General features: G+C 65.3%; 12 protein-coding genes. 10 read left to right on the plus strand and 2 right to left on the minus strand.

Annotation, left to right across the window (positions count from 1 at the left end):
• Positions 1-83: 83 nt before the first annotated feature.
• The 3 genes from ACYQ1H_RS07320 to ACYQ1H_RS07330 all read left to right on the plus strand — a co-directional run bounded on the left by ACYQ1H_RS07320 (position 84) and on the right by ACYQ1H_RS07330 (position 5834).
• A complete protein-coding gene (locus ACYQ1H_RS07320) occupies positions 84-2255 on the plus strand; it encodes a zeta toxin family protein (protein WP_460027393.1) in 2172 nt (723 codons plus the stop codon).
• A gap of 360 nt (positions 2256-2615) precedes the next feature.
• The gene (locus tag ACYQ1H_RS07325; RefSeq protein ID WP_460027405.1) at positions 2616-4682 is read left to right on the plus strand and encodes a sodium-translocating pyrophosphatase; all 2067 of its coding nucleotides are present in this window, start codon (positions 2616-2618) and stop codon (positions 4680-4682) included.
• 210 nt (positions 4683-4892) lie between these two features.
• Positions 4893-5834 (plus strand): class I SAM-dependent methyltransferase, encoded by a 942-nt coding sequence (locus ACYQ1H_RS07330; protein ID WP_460027394.1) that lies wholly within the window; start codon positions 4893-4895, stop codon positions 5832-5834.
• A gap of 29 nt (positions 5835-5863) precedes the next feature.
• Here the strand turns inward: ACYQ1H_RS07330 and ACYQ1H_RS07335 are convergent, their stop codons facing one another.
• On the minus strand, positions 5864-8098 hold the full coding sequence (locus ACYQ1H_RS07335) for a heavy metal translocating P-type ATPase (protein ID WP_460027395.1): 2235 nt from the start codon (positions 8096-8098) through the stop codon (positions 5864-5866).
• A gap of 312 nt (positions 8099-8410) precedes the next feature.
• Here ACYQ1H_RS07335 and rnr point away from each other — a divergent pair, with 312 nt between their 5' ends.
• The gene (gene rnr / locus ACYQ1H_RS07340; protein WP_460027396.1) at positions 8411-10651 is read left to right on the plus strand and encodes a ribonuclease R; all 2241 of its coding nucleotides are present in this window, start codon (positions 8411-8413) and stop codon (positions 10649-10651) included.
• Positions 10648-11391 (plus strand): 23S rRNA (guanosine(2251)-2'-O)-methyltransferase RlmB, encoded by a 744-nt coding sequence (rlmB, locus tag ACYQ1H_RS07345; RefSeq protein WP_460027397.1) that lies wholly within the window; start codon positions 10648-10650, stop codon positions 11389-11391. Before rnr ends, rlmB begins: the two co-directional genes overlap by 4 nt.
• Positions 11392-11415: 24 nt before the next feature.
• Here rlmB and ACYQ1H_RS07350 read toward each other — a convergent pair whose 3' ends face one another.
• Positions 11416-11625 carry a hypothetical protein gene (locus tag ACYQ1H_RS07350; RefSeq protein ID WP_460027398.1) on the minus strand — a complete coding sequence of 70 codons (210 nt, stop codon included), beginning with the start codon at positions 11623-11625 and terminating at the stop codon, positions 11416-11418.
• A 114-nt stretch (positions 11626-11739) separates the two neighbouring features.
• Here ACYQ1H_RS07350 and mtnA point away from each other — a divergent pair, with 114 nt between their 5' ends.
• The 5 genes from mtnA to tyrS all read left to right on the plus strand — a co-directional run.
• Positions 11740-12789, plus strand: a complete 1050-nt coding sequence (mtnA, locus tag ACYQ1H_RS07355) for an S-methyl-5-thioribose-1-phosphate isomerase (protein WP_460027399.1) — start codon at positions 11740-11742, stop codon at positions 12787-12789.
• Between the two features lie 56 nt (positions 12790-12845).
• Positions 12846-14120, plus strand: a complete 1275-nt coding sequence (gene serS / locus ACYQ1H_RS07360) for a serine--tRNA ligase (RefSeq protein WP_460027400.1) — start codon at positions 12846-12848, stop codon at positions 14118-14120.
• On the plus strand, positions 14117-14977 hold the full coding sequence (locus ACYQ1H_RS07365) for a DUF2806 domain-containing protein (protein ID WP_460027401.1): 861 nt from the start codon (positions 14117-14119) through the stop codon (positions 14975-14977). The genes serS and ACYQ1H_RS07365 overlap by 4 nt, the downstream gene beginning before the upstream one ends.
• A 51-nt stretch (positions 14978-15028) precedes the next feature.
• Positions 15029-15373 (plus strand): iron-sulfur cluster insertion protein ErpA, encoded by a 345-nt coding sequence (gene erpA / locus ACYQ1H_RS07370; protein WP_460027402.1) that lies wholly within the window; start codon positions 15029-15031, stop codon positions 15371-15373.
• Positions 15374-15487: 114 nt separating this feature from the next.
• The coding region (gene tyrS / locus ACYQ1H_RS07375) for a tyrosine--tRNA ligase (protein WP_460027403.1) at positions 15488-16694 on the plus strand (1207 nt) is incomplete at its 3' end.

The following is a 16694-nucleotide window of genomic DNA, read 5'->3' on the forward strand; positions in this document are numbered from 1 at the left end:
TTGAATGGTATTTTTCCAGACTTGCTCTTGCGGGAATCGTACAGCGACACGCCCGCGTCCGCCTGCCAACGCCATGTCATTCCATGAACAATCCTGCCTACCCGACCATCGCCGGACACGCCCAGCTCAAGAGGCTGCGCAATGCCCTGGCCATCATGCATTGCCGGCGCCTGCTGTCCACCTTCCAGAAGGAAGCCGAAGGCACGATTTCCCATGACCAGGCCAAGCGGGTCACCTACCTGACCGAGCTGTTTTCGCGCATCCATCGCGAGATCTTCCAGGACTGGAAGGATCAGGCGATCACCGGCGACCGGCCCGGCACCATGGCCGATGCGGAAAAGCGCAAGCGCTTCCGCGAGGCCATCGAGAGCCTGGTGCTGAACGAGGATGAGAACAAGGATACGGCCCTGTTCGACAACAATGGCTTCGTCATCCGCACCTCCAACATCGCCGAGCGGCTGGCGCGGTTCTACCACACCATGCGCACCATCAAGCCGTTCGGCTATGGCAACAAGCTGACGCTGGATTTCTTCATGATCGCGCTCAGCAACCTGCCGGCCTTCAGCAGCGTCTATGAGCAGGGCCTGGATTTTCGCCGCATCGACGCCCGCGATGCGGCGGTCCTGCACGATTACAACACTCCGCTGGAGGATGTGACCCGGGCCATCCGTCATGCCATGGACCCGACCCGCGCGCGGTCGCTGGAAAACGCGCCGAACGGCTATGGCAAGTGGCCGGAACAGAAGGCCTTCGTGTTCGGCATGCCCTTCCTGCGTCACCGGACGCCGGATGGCATCGATTGCCTGGTCACGGTCAATGGTGGTCTGGTCCCCCTTTCCAGCCTGCGCGAGGAACTGATCCCTCTCGGCATCCACTTCGCCGATTACCCCCTGTCCCTCTCCGAGCAGGTCATCGGCTATCTGCCGGGCACCGAAAGCCTGCGCGACCGGCGCGAGATCGACGGCATCCCCATCGGGCCCAACGGCGAGGCGCCGCTGTTCTGTCTGGACGTCAACATCCTGACGGGACTGCGCTCGCCCAGCCATACCGAGTTCGTGGAACTGCTCCATGAATGCACTGGCGAGAAGACCCCGGTGTTCACGCTGGCCAACAACCCGGGATTGCGCGACCGCCTGATCGAGGCCGCCGACGGCGACGAGCGACTGCGCCGCACGGTCGAGATCGCCTTCGAGCGGCTCAGCAACATCGCCAGCAAGCTGGACCGCGTCAAGGCGTCCATCTTCAGTGGCAAGACACCGGCGGAAACGCCGATCCTGTTTCTCTGCATGGGCGGCGCCGGTGCCGGCAAGACGGCCGTGGAGGAAATCGCCCGCTCCCGCTGCGGCGACAATTTCGTCGTTGCCTCGCTGGACGAATTTCGCAAGCAGAGCGATCTCTACCTGGTCCTGACGGCGGCCAACCATCACAGCGACGACTACATCTACGTGGAGCCGTTTGCCAACAGCCTGCGTGACTGGGTCGCGAGCCAGGCGCGGCAGGACCGCATCAATCTGCTCTACGATGGCACCAGCATTCCCTACATCCCGCGCTACTCGGGCATCGTCGACAACTTCAAGGCGGCCGGCTTCAAGACCCTGATCGCCGCCGTCGACGCCTTCATCGTCAAGCCGCGCGGACGCGAGGACGAACTGCCGCGCGAGGCCGCCATCGGCAGCGTCAAGCACCGTTTCGAGAAGACCGGCCGCGCCCTGCCCTGGGTCGTCGCGGTCGACAAGCACATACGGGCGCCCGGCGCCTTCCTCGATGCGCTGGAGCACACGGCGCTGGACAAACTGTCGCTGTTCGCCAACGACGGCGAGATGGACCGCCATTACCTGGTCGCCGAGACCTTCGCGTTCTCCGGCGAGGAGGTACGTTCGCTCCAGGACGCGCAGCGCGAGGGCCGGTTGGCCGACTTCCTGCGAGGGCTGATCCGCACGCGGCCGGGTTCCATCCTCGGCAGCCTGGCCGGCGGCGACGATGCCCGCCTGCAGGAGCTGATCGCCCGCATTCCGGCCTGGAGCGAGGCCAATGTGGGCTACCAGGTCTACAGCTACCAGAGCGAGCACCGCGTGCTGGCGGTCTACAACGTTCGCCGCATGGTGGATTTTCTCGAGAAGGGGCAACTCAACCCGAACGCCTCCGGGGAGGAGGGCCTGCTGCACAAGCATGCCTCCCTGTCCTTCCACATCGACCCGCGCACGCCCGAGCCCTGGATCATCCGCCTGCAGGATTCCTCCACCGCCAAGAGCTAACGGCGTGATCGACTGAACCGGCTCGGGCAGGCGATGGGGGTCGCGTCAACCCGGCAGGTGCGGATCGGGTCGGCCGGTGGGAACTTTTCCAGGTCGAACGGATACGCGAGCGTGGTTTTTTATTGAGCTCCCGGTCATTTTTGAGTACCCTGCCGAGGTTTTTTGCGGTCGTGCACGGTCTGTTAACTCAGGTTCAACACATCTGGCAAGCGCGCTGAGCGGGGTCGCGCAGGGGGTGGACGCGCGCCCGTTGGCATGCCGCAAAGCACCGGGCTGCGTCCGGCAAGACAAATTCAAAATAACTACAGAGAGGTAGACATCGTGTTGCAAGCTAATGCATCAGTGACCATCGCATTGCTGATGGGACTGGCCGGGGTATGGTACGTGCTCTGGCAATTCAAGCGCGTGCTCAGTTGCGACCAAGGCAACGACACCATGCGCAACATCGCCCTAGCCATCCAGGAGGGTGCATCCGCATTCCTGAACCGGGAATACCGGGTGCTCGGCATGTTCGTCGCCGTCGTCGCCATCGTCATCACCGTCTTCCTGCAATGGCAGACCGCGCTGTCGTTCATCATCGGCGCCATCGCCTCGGCCGGCGCCGGCTACCTCGGCATGTACGTGGCGGTACGCGCCAACGTGCGCACCGCGGCGGCGGCCAGCAAGGGCCTGCACGAAGGTCTGCGGGTGGCTTTCGGCAGCGGCGCCATCATGGGCATGTCGGTGGTCAGCTTCAGCCTCTTGGGCATGACCCTGCTGTTCCTGTACTTTAACGGCGATCCCAACCAGATGACCTACATCACCGGCTTCGGCTTCGGCGCCAGCAGCATCGCGCTGTTCGCCCGTGTCGGTGGCGGCATCTACACCAAGGCCGCCGATGTCGGCGCCGACCTGGTGGGCAAGGTCGAGCAGGGCATCCCCGAGGATGATCCCCGCAATCCGGCGGTCATTGCCGACAACGTCGGCGACAACGTTGGCGATGTCGCCGGCATGGGCGCCGACCTGTTCGAGAGCTACAGCGGCTCCATCATCGCCGCCGCCGCCCTAGGCGCGAGCCTGGGCGCCAATGCCATGGCCTTCATCGGTCTGCCGTTCCTGGTTGCCGCGGTCGGCGTCGTCGCTTCGCTGTTCGGCATCTACATGGTCATCGGCGGCGACGAAGCCATCAAGCTGCCGGCCTGCTTGACCAAGCACATCGACAAGTACGTCCACAAGATCGACGAGAACGCTAGCCTGGAAGACCTGCTGCACGCCCTGCGCCGCTCGGTCTGGGGTGCATCCGTGGTGATCCTGGGCCTGTCGCTGGCCGCGGTGCTGCTGACCGGCGTGAGCTTCAACTACTGGCTGGTGATCCTGGTCGGTCTGGTGGCGGGCAACGGTATCGCCTACGTGACCGAGTACTACACCTCCTACACCGAGAAACCGGTCAAGTCGATTTCCAACGCCTGCCAGACCGGCGCCGCCACCACCATCATCCAGGGCACCGCCGTCGGTATGATGAGTACCGCCATTCCGGTCTTGATCACCGCCGTCGCCATCCTGCTGAGCATCTGGCTGGGCATGAAGGCCGATGGCAGCATCACTGCCGGCCTCTATGCCGTCGCTCTGGCCGGTGTCGGCATGCTCAGCACCCTGGGCGTGACCCTCGCGACAGACGCCTATGGTCCCGTGGCCGACAACGCCGGCGGCATCGCCGAGATGAGCCATCTGCCCAAGGAAGTCCGCGAGCGTACCGACGCCCTCGACAGCCTCGGCAACACCACGGCTGCCACCGGCAAGGGCTTTGCCATCGGTTCCGCGGTACTGACCGCGCTGGCTCTGCTGGCCGCCTATGTCACCGCCGCCAAGGTGGAGTCGCTCAATATCCTCAGCCCGACCATGCTGCCGGGCATCCTGATCGGCGCGATGATGCCGTACTTCTTCTCGGCGCTCACCATGACCGCCGTGGGCAAGGCCGCGCATGACATCGTTCTCGAGGTACGCCGTCAGTTCAAGGAAATTCCTGGCATCATGGAAGGCACCGGCAAGCCCGACTATGCCGCCTGCGTGGGCATCAGCACCGAGGGCGCCCTGAAGCAGATGATGCTGCCCGGCGCCCTGGCGGTCATCGTGCCGCTGGCGGTGGGCATGATCCTTGGCAAGGAAGCGCTGGCTGGCCTGCTGGTCGGCACCACCGCTTCCGGCTTCCTGCTGGCGGTCATGATGGCCAATGCCGGTGGCGCCTGGGACAACGCCAAGAAGTGGATCGAGACCGGCGAGTATGGCGGCAAGGGCTCCGACGCCCACAAGGCGGCCGTGGTCGGCGATACCGTTGGCGACCCCTTCAAGGACACCTCCGGTCCGTCGCTGAACATCCTGATCAAGCTGATGAGCATCGTCAGCCTGGTGTTCGCATCCGCCTTCGGCTCGGGCTGGTTCAGCTTCTGAGCCCCGGTCGGCCGTCGGGGCGCTTCGCGCGCCTCCGGCGGCCGGCTTGCCGGGTGTCCGGGCATCCCTAGGATGCCCACCGGATTTCCCGTCCCTCGCCAGGGGGGCGGGAAATTTTCGTTTCCAGCCTATTCCCAGCCCTCAGCGGCCCTCGCGCCGACTCGCACGGCCCGCGCGGCCGATCGCCTTTGACCTCACGAGCCATCGACCATGTCTGCATCCGCGAAAGCCAAAACCTATTTCCTGGAGCCCAACCGGGATTACCGTACCGATAGCCTGCGCAAGGGCGCGGCGTTCTCCGAGGAGGAGATACGCCTCGATACCGCCAAGCATTACGACGACTGCTACTGGGACTACCGTACCGCCTGGTTCGACAACGAGAACCTGGCCCTGCATTACGGCTACTGGGAAGAAGGCATCAGGACCCACAGCCAGGCCCTGCTGAACAAGAACCGCATCATGGCTGTCACCGCCGGCATCCAGCCCACCGACCATGTGCTGGATGCCGGCTGCGGCATCGGCGGCAGCTCCATCTGGCTGGCCAAGCACATCGGCTGCCGGGCCACTGGCATCACCGTCAGTGCCGAGCAGGTGCGCCACGCGCGTCGCAATGCCGAACGCCATGGTGTGGCCGACAGGGTGCACTTCGAGGTTGCCGACTTTCTCAAGACGCCATTTCCGGACGAGTCATTCGACGTGGTCTGGGCCGTCGAAAGCAGCTGCTATGCCGTGGACAAGCGCGACTTCTTTCGCGAGGCCTACCGGCTGCTGAAGAAGGGTGGCACGCTGATCGCCTGCGATGGCTACGCCACGCGGCGGGATTTCGACGAGGAGGAGTGGCAGGCCGTCATGGACTGCCTCAACGGCTGGGCCGTGCCGAACCTCGCCAGCGTCGAGGAATTCCAGGCGGGTCTGGAGGAATGCGGATTCCGGGACGTGCAGGTTACCGAGGCAACCCAGGAAACCCTGCCCTCGGCCCGCCGCATGTATCTGACGGCGCTCTGGACCTACCCGATGCAGACGCTGATGCAGGTGCTGGGCCTGCGCAAGAAGGCGCAGACCGCCAACTTCAAGGTCGCGCTGGCGCAATGGAAGGTTTTCCATGGCGGCTTGGTGCGCTATTGCCTGTTCCGGGCCACCAAGCCGGCCTGAGCCGGTGGCCCGGGGAGGCGCGGCGTCGCCTACTTGATGAAGCGCAGCCGGTTGGCGTTGGTGACGACGGTCACGGATGACATCGCCATTGCCGCGCCGGCGATCATCGGGTTCAGCAGCAGGCCGAACAGCGGGTACAGCAGCCCGGCGGCGACCGGAATGGCCAGCACGTTGTAGATGAAAGCGCCCAGGAGATTCTGCTTGATGTTGCGGACAGTGGCGCGCGACAGCCGGATGGCTTCCGGCACTTTGGTCAGCGAGCCGCTCATCAGCACCACGTCGCCGCTTTCGATGGCGATGTCGGTGCCCGTGCCGATGGCGAAACCGACGTTCGCCTGCGCCAGGGCCGGCGCATCGTTGATGCCGTCGCCGACCATGCCCACGGCCTCGCCCTGCGTCTGCAGGGCCTTGACGACGGCGGCCTTGTCCTGCGGCAGCACCTGCGCGCGGACCTCGTCGATGCCCGCCTCGCGGGCGATGGCCCTGGCCGTGATCTCGTTGTCGCCGGTCACCATCAGCAGGCGGATGCCCAGTTCGCGCAGGGCGGCGATGGCGGCGCGCGAATCCGGCTTGATCGGGTCGGCGACCGACAAAAGGCCCACCGCCCGGCCATCGACTGCCAGCATCACCGGCGTCTGACCTGCCGCGGCCAGCTCATCGAGCCGCTTTGTCAGGCTGCCGCCCGCGATGCCTGCGTTCGTCATCAGCGGCAGGTTGCCGAGCAGCACGGCCTTGCCCTCGATCTCGCCACGCACGCCGTGTCCCGCCAGCGCGCCAAAGCCGGCCACCGGCAGCAGTGTGGTCTGGCGCTCTGCGGCGCCGGCCAGGATGGCGGCGGCCAGCGGATGCTCGGACCCCTGCTCCAGGCTGGCCGCCCATTGCAGGACGCTTGCCTCGGTCCAGTCCCCACTGGCTTCGATGCGCACCAGCCGCGGCTTGCCTTCGGTGACGGTGCCGGTCTTGTCCAGCACCAGGGTGGTCAGTCCCCCCGCGCTTTGCAGCGCGTCGCCCTGGCGGATCAGGATCCCGGCCTGGGCCGCCCGGCCGACCGCCACCATGATGGAGATCGGCGTCGCCAGCCCGAGCGCGCAGGGGCAGGCGATGACCAGGACGGTCATGGCGGTCACGAAGGCGTAGCCGGAAGCCGGGGCCGGGCCGAGGTTCCACCAGACCAGGAAGGTCAGCGCGGAAATCGCCACCACCACCGGCACGAACACGGCGGCAATCCGGTCGACCAGCCGCGCGATCTCGGGTTTGCTGGCCTGGGCGTTGCGGACACTGGCGATGATCTGCGCCAGCACCGTGTCGCGGCCGATACGGGTGGCCTTGAAGAGGAACGAACCGGTCTGGTTCAGAGTGCCGCAGACAACCTCGTCGCCGGGATTCTTTTCCACCGGCATCGGCTCGCCGGTCAGCATCGACTCGTCGACGCTGGAATGGCCCTCGATGACTTCGCCATCGACGGGAATCTTTTCCCCCGGCCTGACCCGCAGCACCTCGTCGAGACCGACCTCGGCGATGGCGATGTCCATTTCCTGCCCGTCGCGGATGACCCGGGCGGTGCGCGGCTGCAGGCCGATGAGGGCACGGATTGCCGAGGAGGTGCGACCCCGGGCGCGCATTTCCAGCGCGCCGCCCAGGTTGATGAACGCCAGGATGGTGACGGCTGCCTCGAAGTAGGCGTGACGGCTCATCGGCGGCAGGCTGTCGGAGAAGATGATGGCGGCGGTGGAGTAGAACCAGGCGGCACCGGTGCCGAGGGCGATCAAGGTATCCATGTTGGCCTGGCGATGTTCCAGGCTCTTGATGGCGCCACGGAAGAAATGCCCACCTGAGTAGCGCATGACCGCGAAGGTCAGCGCCGAGATCACGATCCAGAACAGCCCCGCCAGCGGTTCGCCGAGCATCGGCAGCCAGTGGAAATGCTCGGCCACCATCAGCGGGACGCCGAGCAGGGCGGCGACGCCGGCCTTGTGCAGCAGTTCCCGGTAACGGTCCATCTCGAGGTGCTCCTGCGCCGCCGGGTCTTCCAGGCCCTCCATGACCGCGCCGTCATAGCCGGCATCCTGCAGGGCCTTTTTCAGGGTTTCCGGCGCGACCTGGCCACGCACCAGCGCGGTATGATCGGCGAAACTGACATCCGCCGCGTCCACGCCGGGCGTGTTGCGCAGGGCGGTTTCCACCGCCTCGACGCAGCCGGCGCAGCGCATGCCGGCGATGGACAGGCGGATGGGTTTGGCGATATCGACGGTGGGGGACGACATAAGGGAATCCTCCGGCGCGGTGGGCGGGCGGCGTTCGGCCCGGTGTAGGCTAGACCCGGGACTATAAAACAAAAGCGGGCTGCCTGGCGCATGACCATCGTTCGGCCAGCGGTTGCAGGGCTTGAGCCGGCTGGGGTTAGAGTTGAAGGCGGGCAATCGTTATACTCTTCAAGTTTTTATCCTGATGCGACAACCACTGTCCCGGACGAGATGCACTTTGCCGACTCATCCGCCCTTGCCATGGCCGATCCGGCCCTGCGGTCTGCTTGATCGCTCCGCCTGCCTGACGCCCACCTCATCGAGAACCGCAACTTGACTGCCAAGACACCCGGAAAAGCCAAGCTCAAGGATCCGTTCGCCGAACGCGAGGCCAGCAAGTACGAACGCCCCATTCCCAGTCGGGAGCTGATCCTGGAGGTGATGAAACAGCAGGGCGTGCCCCTGGCGGGCGAGGAGGTGGCGGGTTTCCTGGAGATCACGGAACCCGATGATCTGGAATCGCTGCGTCGCCGCCTGAATGCGATGGAGCGCGATGGTCAGCTGCTCCGCAACCGGCGCGACCGCTACTGCGTCGTCAACCAGACCGATCTCATCGCCGGCCGGGTCATCGCCCACCCCGATGGCTTCGGTTTCCTGCGCCCGGACGATGGCGGCGAGGACCTCTACCTTTCCTCCAAGGAAATGCGCGCCCTGATGCACGACGACCGGGCGCTGGTCTGCGTGCGCGGGGTCGATCGTCGCGGACGCCGCGAGGGCAGCGTGCTGCAGGTGCTGGAGCGCAAGACCCACCGCATTGTTGGCCGCCTGCACGAGGAGCGTGGCATCTATTTCGTGGTGCCCGACAGCAAGTACATTACCCACGATTTCCTGATTCCCGCCGAATCGCTGGCGAATGCCGTACCCGGCCAGATCGTGGTGGTCGAGGTCATCGAGCAGCCCAGTCGCAAGCGCGACCCCATCGGGTGCATCACCCATGTGCTGGGCGAGCATATGGCGCCGGGCATGGAGATCGAGGTCGCCATCCACAGCTACGATCTGCCCAGCGAGTGGCCGGAGCCGGTGCAGGCCGAGATTCGGCACCTGGGCGAGGAAATTCCCGAGGCGGCCCGCGCGGACCGCGAGGATATCCGGCACCTGCCGCTGATGACCATCGACGGCGAGGACGCGCGGGATTTCGACGATGCGGTTTACTGCGAGCCTGCGGCCAAGGGCTGGAAGCTGCTGGTGGCGATCGCCGACGTTTCCTATTACGTCAGGCCGGATACCGCCCTGGATCAGGAAGCCCAGCGGCGGGGCACATCGGTCTACTTCCCCAACCGGGTGATACCCATGTTGCCGGAGGTGCTGTCCAATGGCCTGTGCTCCCTGAATCCACAGGTCGACCGGTTGTGCATGGTCTGCGAGATGAGCATCGGCCGCGACGGCACCCTGCTGCGTTCGCGCTTCTTCCAGGGGCTGATGAATTCCCATGCCCGGCTGACCTACACCGAGGTGGCGGCGATCCTGGCCGGCGAGAAAGCGCCGCGCCGCCGCTACCGTACCCTGATTCCGCACATCGAGGAGCTGCACGCGCTCTACCGTGCCCTGCGGCGGGCCCGCGAGGACCGTGCCGCCATCGACTTCGAGACCCAGGAGTCGCGCATCGTCTTCGGCGAGGGCAAGAAGATCGAGAAGATCATTCCGGTCGTGCGCAACGACGCCCACAAGCTGATCGAGGAATGCATGCTGGCCGCCAACACGGCGGCGGCCCGCTTCCTGGAGCGGCACAAGCTGCCCCATCTGGTGCGCATTCACGAAGGGCCCGGCGCCGAGCGGCTGGCCGATCTGCGCACGCTGCTGGGGCGGCTGGGCCTGAATCTGGGTGGCGCCGAAAAACCGGAGCCACGGGATTATTGCCGCCTGATCGAGGAGATCGCCGGACGCCCGGACGAGCACCTGATCCAGACCGTGCTGCTGCGCTCCATGGCGCAGGCCGTCTACAGCCCGGAGCAGAAGGGCCACTTCGGCCTGGCCCTGGACATGTACACCCATTTCACCTCGCCGATCCGCCGCTATCCGGATCTGCTGGTGCACCGCGCCATCCGTCATGCCATCGAGGGCAAGAAGCGCGGCGCGTTCCCCTACGGCACCAATGACATGGCCCAGCTGGGCGAGCACTGCTCCTTCACCGAGCGGCGGGCCGACGAGGCGACGCGCAACGTCGTCGCCTGGCTCAAGTGTGAGTACATGCTCGACAAGCTGGGCGAGGCATTCGACGGGGTCATCTCGTCGGTGACGGCGTTCGGGCTGTTCGTGGAACTGAAGGACATCTTCATCGAGGGGCTGGTGCATGTCGCCAGCCTGGACAAGGATTTCTTCCACTATGATCCCGCCGGCCTCAGCCTCAAGGGCGAGCGGACCGGCATCACCTATCGCATGGGCGACGTGGTCAAGGTCGTGGTGGCGCGCGTCAATCTGGACGACCGCAAGATCGATCTCGAGATCGTCAAGGCGCCCGAGCCGAAGCCGTCTGCCGCAGGGCCCCGCAAGAAGCGGAAGCGGTCCCGTTCATGAAGGCGCGCCGGCGGGTCGCCGGGCTGCATGCGGTCGAGGCGGCCCTGCTGCGCCATCCCGAGCGTATCCTCGCCGCCTGGGTCGACGCCGACCGGGTCGACCGCCGCCTGAGCGCCGTCACCGATGCACTGGGGCGGCTGGGCATCCGGCCACAGGCGGCGCACAGGGGCCGGCTGGATGCCTTGGCCGAGGGGCAGGCGCACCAAGGCGTGGTGATCGAGATGACCCTGCCCGCGGAACTGGACGAGCATGCGTTGCAAACGGCGCTGGAGGCGCCGGGGCCTGCGCCCCTGTTCCTGGTGCTGGATCATGTCCAGGATCCGCACAACCTGGGGGCCTGCCTCAGGACCGCCGATGCGGCCGGTGTGCAGGGTGTGGTGCTGACCCGGGACCAGGCGGCCGGCATCACGCCAGTGGTGGCCAAGGTCGCCAGTGGTGCCGCCGAGACCATGCCGATCTATCGGGTGACGAATCTGGCGAGAACCCTGGGCTGGTTCAGGGAGGCCGGGCTGTGGCTGGTGGGGGCCGCCGGGGAGGCGGAACGGACGGTCTACGAGGTGGATCTTGCCCTGCCGCTGGTGCTGGTCATGGGAGCGGAAGGCAAGGGCCTGCGGCGCCTGACCCGCGAACGGTGCGATTGGCTGGTGCGGATACCGATGTCGGGCACGGTCGAGAGCCTGAATGTCTCGGTCGCAACCGGCATCCTGCTGTTCGAGGCGGTCCGGCAACGGCGGCAATAGGTTTCGCCAGACGGCGGCGGATCATCAGCCACCGGCAGGTCCGGCCTGGCTGAGATCGATCTCGAGCCCGGGCCCGGGCCTGTCCGGCACGAAGCCCCGCTTGACCATGACGACGTTGAGAGCCAGCAGCGGCAGCAATATCAGCGCCGACATCACCGCAAGCTGGGTGAGTCGCCGCGCGAGATGCCGGGGGTGCAGATTGATCCAGCTCCAGATATAGATTTCCAGCAGCATGATGTTATGTCCTTGACCCGTTCATGACCTTTCCCTTGACAAAGGTGAGCCCTTGGAAGGCGCGCATGCTCCAGGGTTCCCCCGCAACCGCAGACAGTTTTTGACGCCGAGACCATGACCAAGCCTCTCAACGATACGGTACGCCCCCTGCGGTGGAACGATGACAGCCTGCAGGTGCTGGATCAGCGTCGGTTGCCCGAGACGCTGACGTATCTCATCTGCCGGTCGGCAAACGAGGTGGCCGATGCCATCCGGGATATGGCCGTGCGCGGCGCCCCCGCCATCGGCATTGCCGCTGCCTATGGCGTGGTGCTGGCGGCCCGGGCGCGATGGCGGCAGAACCCCGAGACCTGGCGCGTCGCCATCGAGGCGGATCTGGCCACGCTGGCAAGGTCGCGCCCCACGGCAGTGAATCTTTTCTGGGCGCTGGATCGCATGCGCGAGATCCTGTCCCGACCCACGCAAGATCCCCTGCAGGCCCTGCTTGATGCGGCGAGTGCGATTCACGAGGCGGATATCGAGGCCAATCGCGTCATGGGTGCATGGGGCGCGGCGCAAGTGCAGGATGCCACCGGCTTGCTGACGCACTGCAATACCGGCTCGCTGGCGACGGGCGGCTACGGCACGGCATTGGGCGTCATCCGCAGCGCTTGGGCACAAGGCGGCAAGGCCATCTTCGCCACCGAGACCCGCCCCTGGAACCAAGGCGCGCGGCTGACCGCCTGGGAGCTCAACCAGGATGGCATTCCCGCCACGCTGATCGCGGATTTGGCCGCTGCGCTGCTGATGCGTTCGGGCAAGGTGCAGTGGGTCATCGTCGGAGCCGACCGGATTGCCGCCAACGGCGATACCGCCAACAAAATCGGAACCTATGCCCTGGCGGTCGCCGCCCGGCAGCACGGGGTCCGCTTCATGGTGGTGGCGCCGATGTCCACCATCGACTGGGACACGGCGGTTGGCGAGGCCATCGAGATCGAGGAGCGCGACAGCCGGGAGCTGTTGCCGCCCACCTACCTGGCGCCGGGCAGCGTGATCCGTGCCTGGAATCCCGTTTTCGATGTCACCCCCGCCAGCCTGATCGATGTCCTGGTCACCGAACGTGGCATCGTCCGCCAGCCATCGATCGAGAGCATGCGGGCCTTGCGTCCGTCGCCGGCGGCCTGACCCGATCTGCCGGGGCGCACGTCACAGCCACATTCATTACTTGATCAGGACCTCAGATGCTAGATTCGAAATTGATCCGCACGGAGCTGGAGCAGGTGGAGGCGCAGCTCGCGCGTCGCGGCTTCCGGCTGGATACCGCCGCTTTCCGCGAGCTCGAGGAGCGTCGCCGCGAGGTGCAGCAGAAGACCCAGTCCCTGCAGAGCGAACGCAACAGCCGGTCGAAGCTGATCGGTCAGGCCAAGGCGCGCGGCGAGGACATCGAGCCGCTGCTGGCCGAGATGCAGGGCTTTGGCGATGAGCTGAAGCGCATGGAGGCAGCGCTCGACGAGATTCAGACGTCGCTCGAGGATCTGCTGCTGGGCGTTCCCAACCTTCTTGACGCTGACGTGCCCGACGGGCGCAGCGAGGAGGACAATCGGGAAGTGCATCGCTGGGGCGAACCGCGTGTTTTCGATTTCGAGCCCAAGGATCATGTCGAGTTGGGCGGCACCCTGGGACTGATGGATTTCGAGCTGGCGGCCAGGATAGCCGGTGCGCGCTTCGTGACCCTGTTCGGGCCCCTGTGTCGGTTGCAGCGCGCGCTGGTGCAGTTCATGCTCGATCTGCATGTGGGGGAGCATGGCTATACGGAGACCTACGTGCCGTTCATGGTCAATGCCGACAGTCTTCGCGGCACCGGCCAGCTGCCCAAGTTCGAGACCGACCTTTTCCGGCTGGCCACGGAACCGCCCTATTACCTGATTCCGACGGCCGAGGTACCGGTGACCAACCTGGTGCGCGGCGACATCGTCGAAGCCGGCGCCATGCCGCTCAAGTATGTCTGTCACACCCCCTGCTTCCGCAGCGAGGCCGGTTCCTATGGCAAGGACACGCGGGGCATGATCCGGCAGCACCAGTTCGAGAAGGTCGAGCTGGTGCAGATCGTGCCGCCGGAAACCTCCGCCGAGGCGCACGAGGCCCTGACCGGACATGCGGAAGCGGTGTTGCAGCGGCTGGGTTTGCCGTTCCGGCGCGTGTTGCTGTGCGCGGGCGATACCGGTTTTTCCTCGGCCAAGACCTACGATCTGGAGGTCTGGCTGCCGGGGCAGGGCGCCTACCGAGAGATTTCCTCGTGCAGCAATTTCCGCGATTTCCAGGCGCGACGCTTGCAGGCGCGCTGGCGCAATCCCGAGACTGGCAAGCCGGAGCTGGTGCATACCCTGAATGGTTCGGGGCTGGCCGTGGGACGCACCCTGATCGCCATCGTCGAGAACTGTCAGGAGGCCGATGGGCGCATTCGGGTGCCGGATGTTCTGCGTGCCTACATGGGTGGTCTGGAGTTCATCGGATGACGGCCGGCCGGCAGGACGGGATTGAATCGCCAGCGGCATCGTTCGCGGGCGGCGGCGGGGCCCATGCGCTGGAGCTGGCGCTGGTGGATCAGCTCGGGTTCCCGCTCTCGGCACTGGTTTCCGGGGACAGCGATGAGGCTGGGTTCGCCACCCGGGCGATCCTGCTGGACCAGCGGCGTCAGCTGTTGAGCCAGGCCAGCCTCGAGCGGGTGCTGCGCCGTGCGGTGACAGCCGCGGATTCGCGACAGACGGGTCCGGCTGTCGATGCCGGGTGGATGAGCCGTTTCCTGGAGGGTGCCCGCAGCGCGACCACGGACAGCGAGGTCGAGGCCTGGTCGGGCCTGCTGCTGTCGGAATGCACCGAGGCTGGCAGCATCGGTCGCCGCACCCTGGGGTTCCTGGCGGAAATGGAAGGCTGGGAGGTCGATGCGTTCCGTGATTATTGCGCGTTTGCCTTTGCCTTCGAGAGCGGCTGGCGGTTCATGTTCGACCAGGATTTTGCCCGCCGGGAAATGTGGGCCTATGGGCGGGAAATCGATCTCACCTCGCACTGGATTCACATCGGTCTGCTGGCGCAGGAGAGCGGCAGTATCCAGGCTGGCGCCGGCCAGGGGCTCAGGATTCGCTATGGTGATCGGATCTGGGCCTTGGCTAAGGCCCGGCAGGGCACTGGCGAGACGGACGCGCCATCCGAGCCTGCGGGCATCGCCTACCGCCGGTTCACCCCCATCGGCCAGCAGATCGCCGGGGCCTTCAGGACCAAGGTGTTTACCGGCTACGCCCGCAACCTCGTGGCGACCCTGAATGCCCGGTTCGAGGTCGAGTGGGCTGCCGTTGAGCCCATCGAGAATTCTTGATCGAAATACCCGGAATATCGATAATCGAGGGTCTGCACAGTCAACCAGCGGATGCCACCCATGAGCGAAGAAACCATTCGATTCACCGACAGCGCGGCCAGCAAGGTCAGCGAACTCCTTGCCGAGGAGGACAATCAGGATCTCAAGCTCCGTGTCTATGTCACGGGCGGCGGTTGCTCGGGCTTTCAGTACGGCTTCACCTTCGATGAGGAGGTCAACGATGATGACACCCGCATCGAGAAGAACGGCGTGACCGTGCTGATCGATGCCATGAGCGTCCAATACCTCGGGGGCGCCGAGATCGACTATACCGAGGGGTTGTCCGGATCCCAGTTCGTGATCCGCAATCCCAATGCTTCCACCACCTGCGGCTGCGGATCGTCCTTCTCGGTCTGATCCTGGCCGCCCGAGCCGATGGCAGGCCCGGCGACTCCGGTCGACCGGGCCTTTTCGTAACGTTCTTCTTCCCGCCCCGGGCGTGCCCGGAACGACAGCATCAGGATCTACCCTATGAACACTGCCGCCACCATTGATGAAGCGCTGGATATCCTTCGGCGCGGAGCCGCCGAACTCATTCCCGAGCACCAGCTGCGCCAGCGGCTGGCCGAGGGACGGCCGTTGCGTGTCAAGGCCGGGTTCGATCCGACCGCTCCCGATCTGCATCTCGGGCATACGGTCCTGCTCAACAAGCTCAAGCAGTTCCAGGATCTCGGGCATGAGACGCTGTTTCTGATCGGCGATTTCACCGGCATGATCGGTGATCCGACCGGCAAGAATGTCACTCGCAAGCCATTGAGTCGTGACGAGGTGATCGAGAATGCAAAAACCTACGAGGAGCAGATCTTCAAGATACTGCATCCGGAGAAAACGCTGGTGATGTTCAACAGCAGCTGGATGAACGCCATGAGCCCTGCCGATCTGATCGGTCTGGCCGCCAAGCACACGGTGGCACGCATGCTGGAGCGGGAAGATTTCAGCAATCGCTATCGGGGTGGCCAGCCGATTTCCATCCATGAATTTCTCTACCCCTTGATCCAGGGCTACGATTCGGTGGCCATGCGTGCGGACGTCGAGCTCGGCGGCACTGACCAGAAATTCAACCTGCTGGTGGGCCGCCAGTTGCAGGAGGCCTATGGGCAGATCCCACAGGTGGTGCTGACCATGCCGATCCTCGAGGGGCTGGATGGCGTGCAGAAGATGTCCAAATCCCTGGGTAACTACGTGGGTATTGCCGAGTCGCCGGACGAGATGTTCGGCAAGTTGATGTCGATATCGGATGAGCTGATGTGGCGCTACATGGAGTTGCTGAGCTTTGAACCGATGAGCATCATTGCCGGCTGGAAGCGGGAATGCGAGGCGGGCGCCAATCCGCGTGACTGCAAGGTCCGGTTTGCCCAGGAGATGGTTGCCCGCTTCCATGATCGGGCGGCTGCCGGGCAGGCGCTGGCGAATTTCGAAGCCCGTTTCCGGCAGGGGCAGTTGCCCGACGATCTCGAGGAACAGGTCCGGGTCGCGCCGGTGGATGGCTACCCGATTGCGGCGCTGCTCAAGGACCTTGGGCTGACCGGCAGCACTTCCGAGTCACTGCGAATGATCCAGCAGGGTGGGGTGAAAATTGACGGCGAGAAAATCGAAGACGGCAAGCTCCGGCTGCCGGCCGGTTTCGCCGGCATTCTGCAGGTCGGCAAGCGAAAGTTTGCGAAAGTTCAAATTCAGG

It is taken from the genome of Methyloparacoccus murrellii (assembly GCF_054657115.1).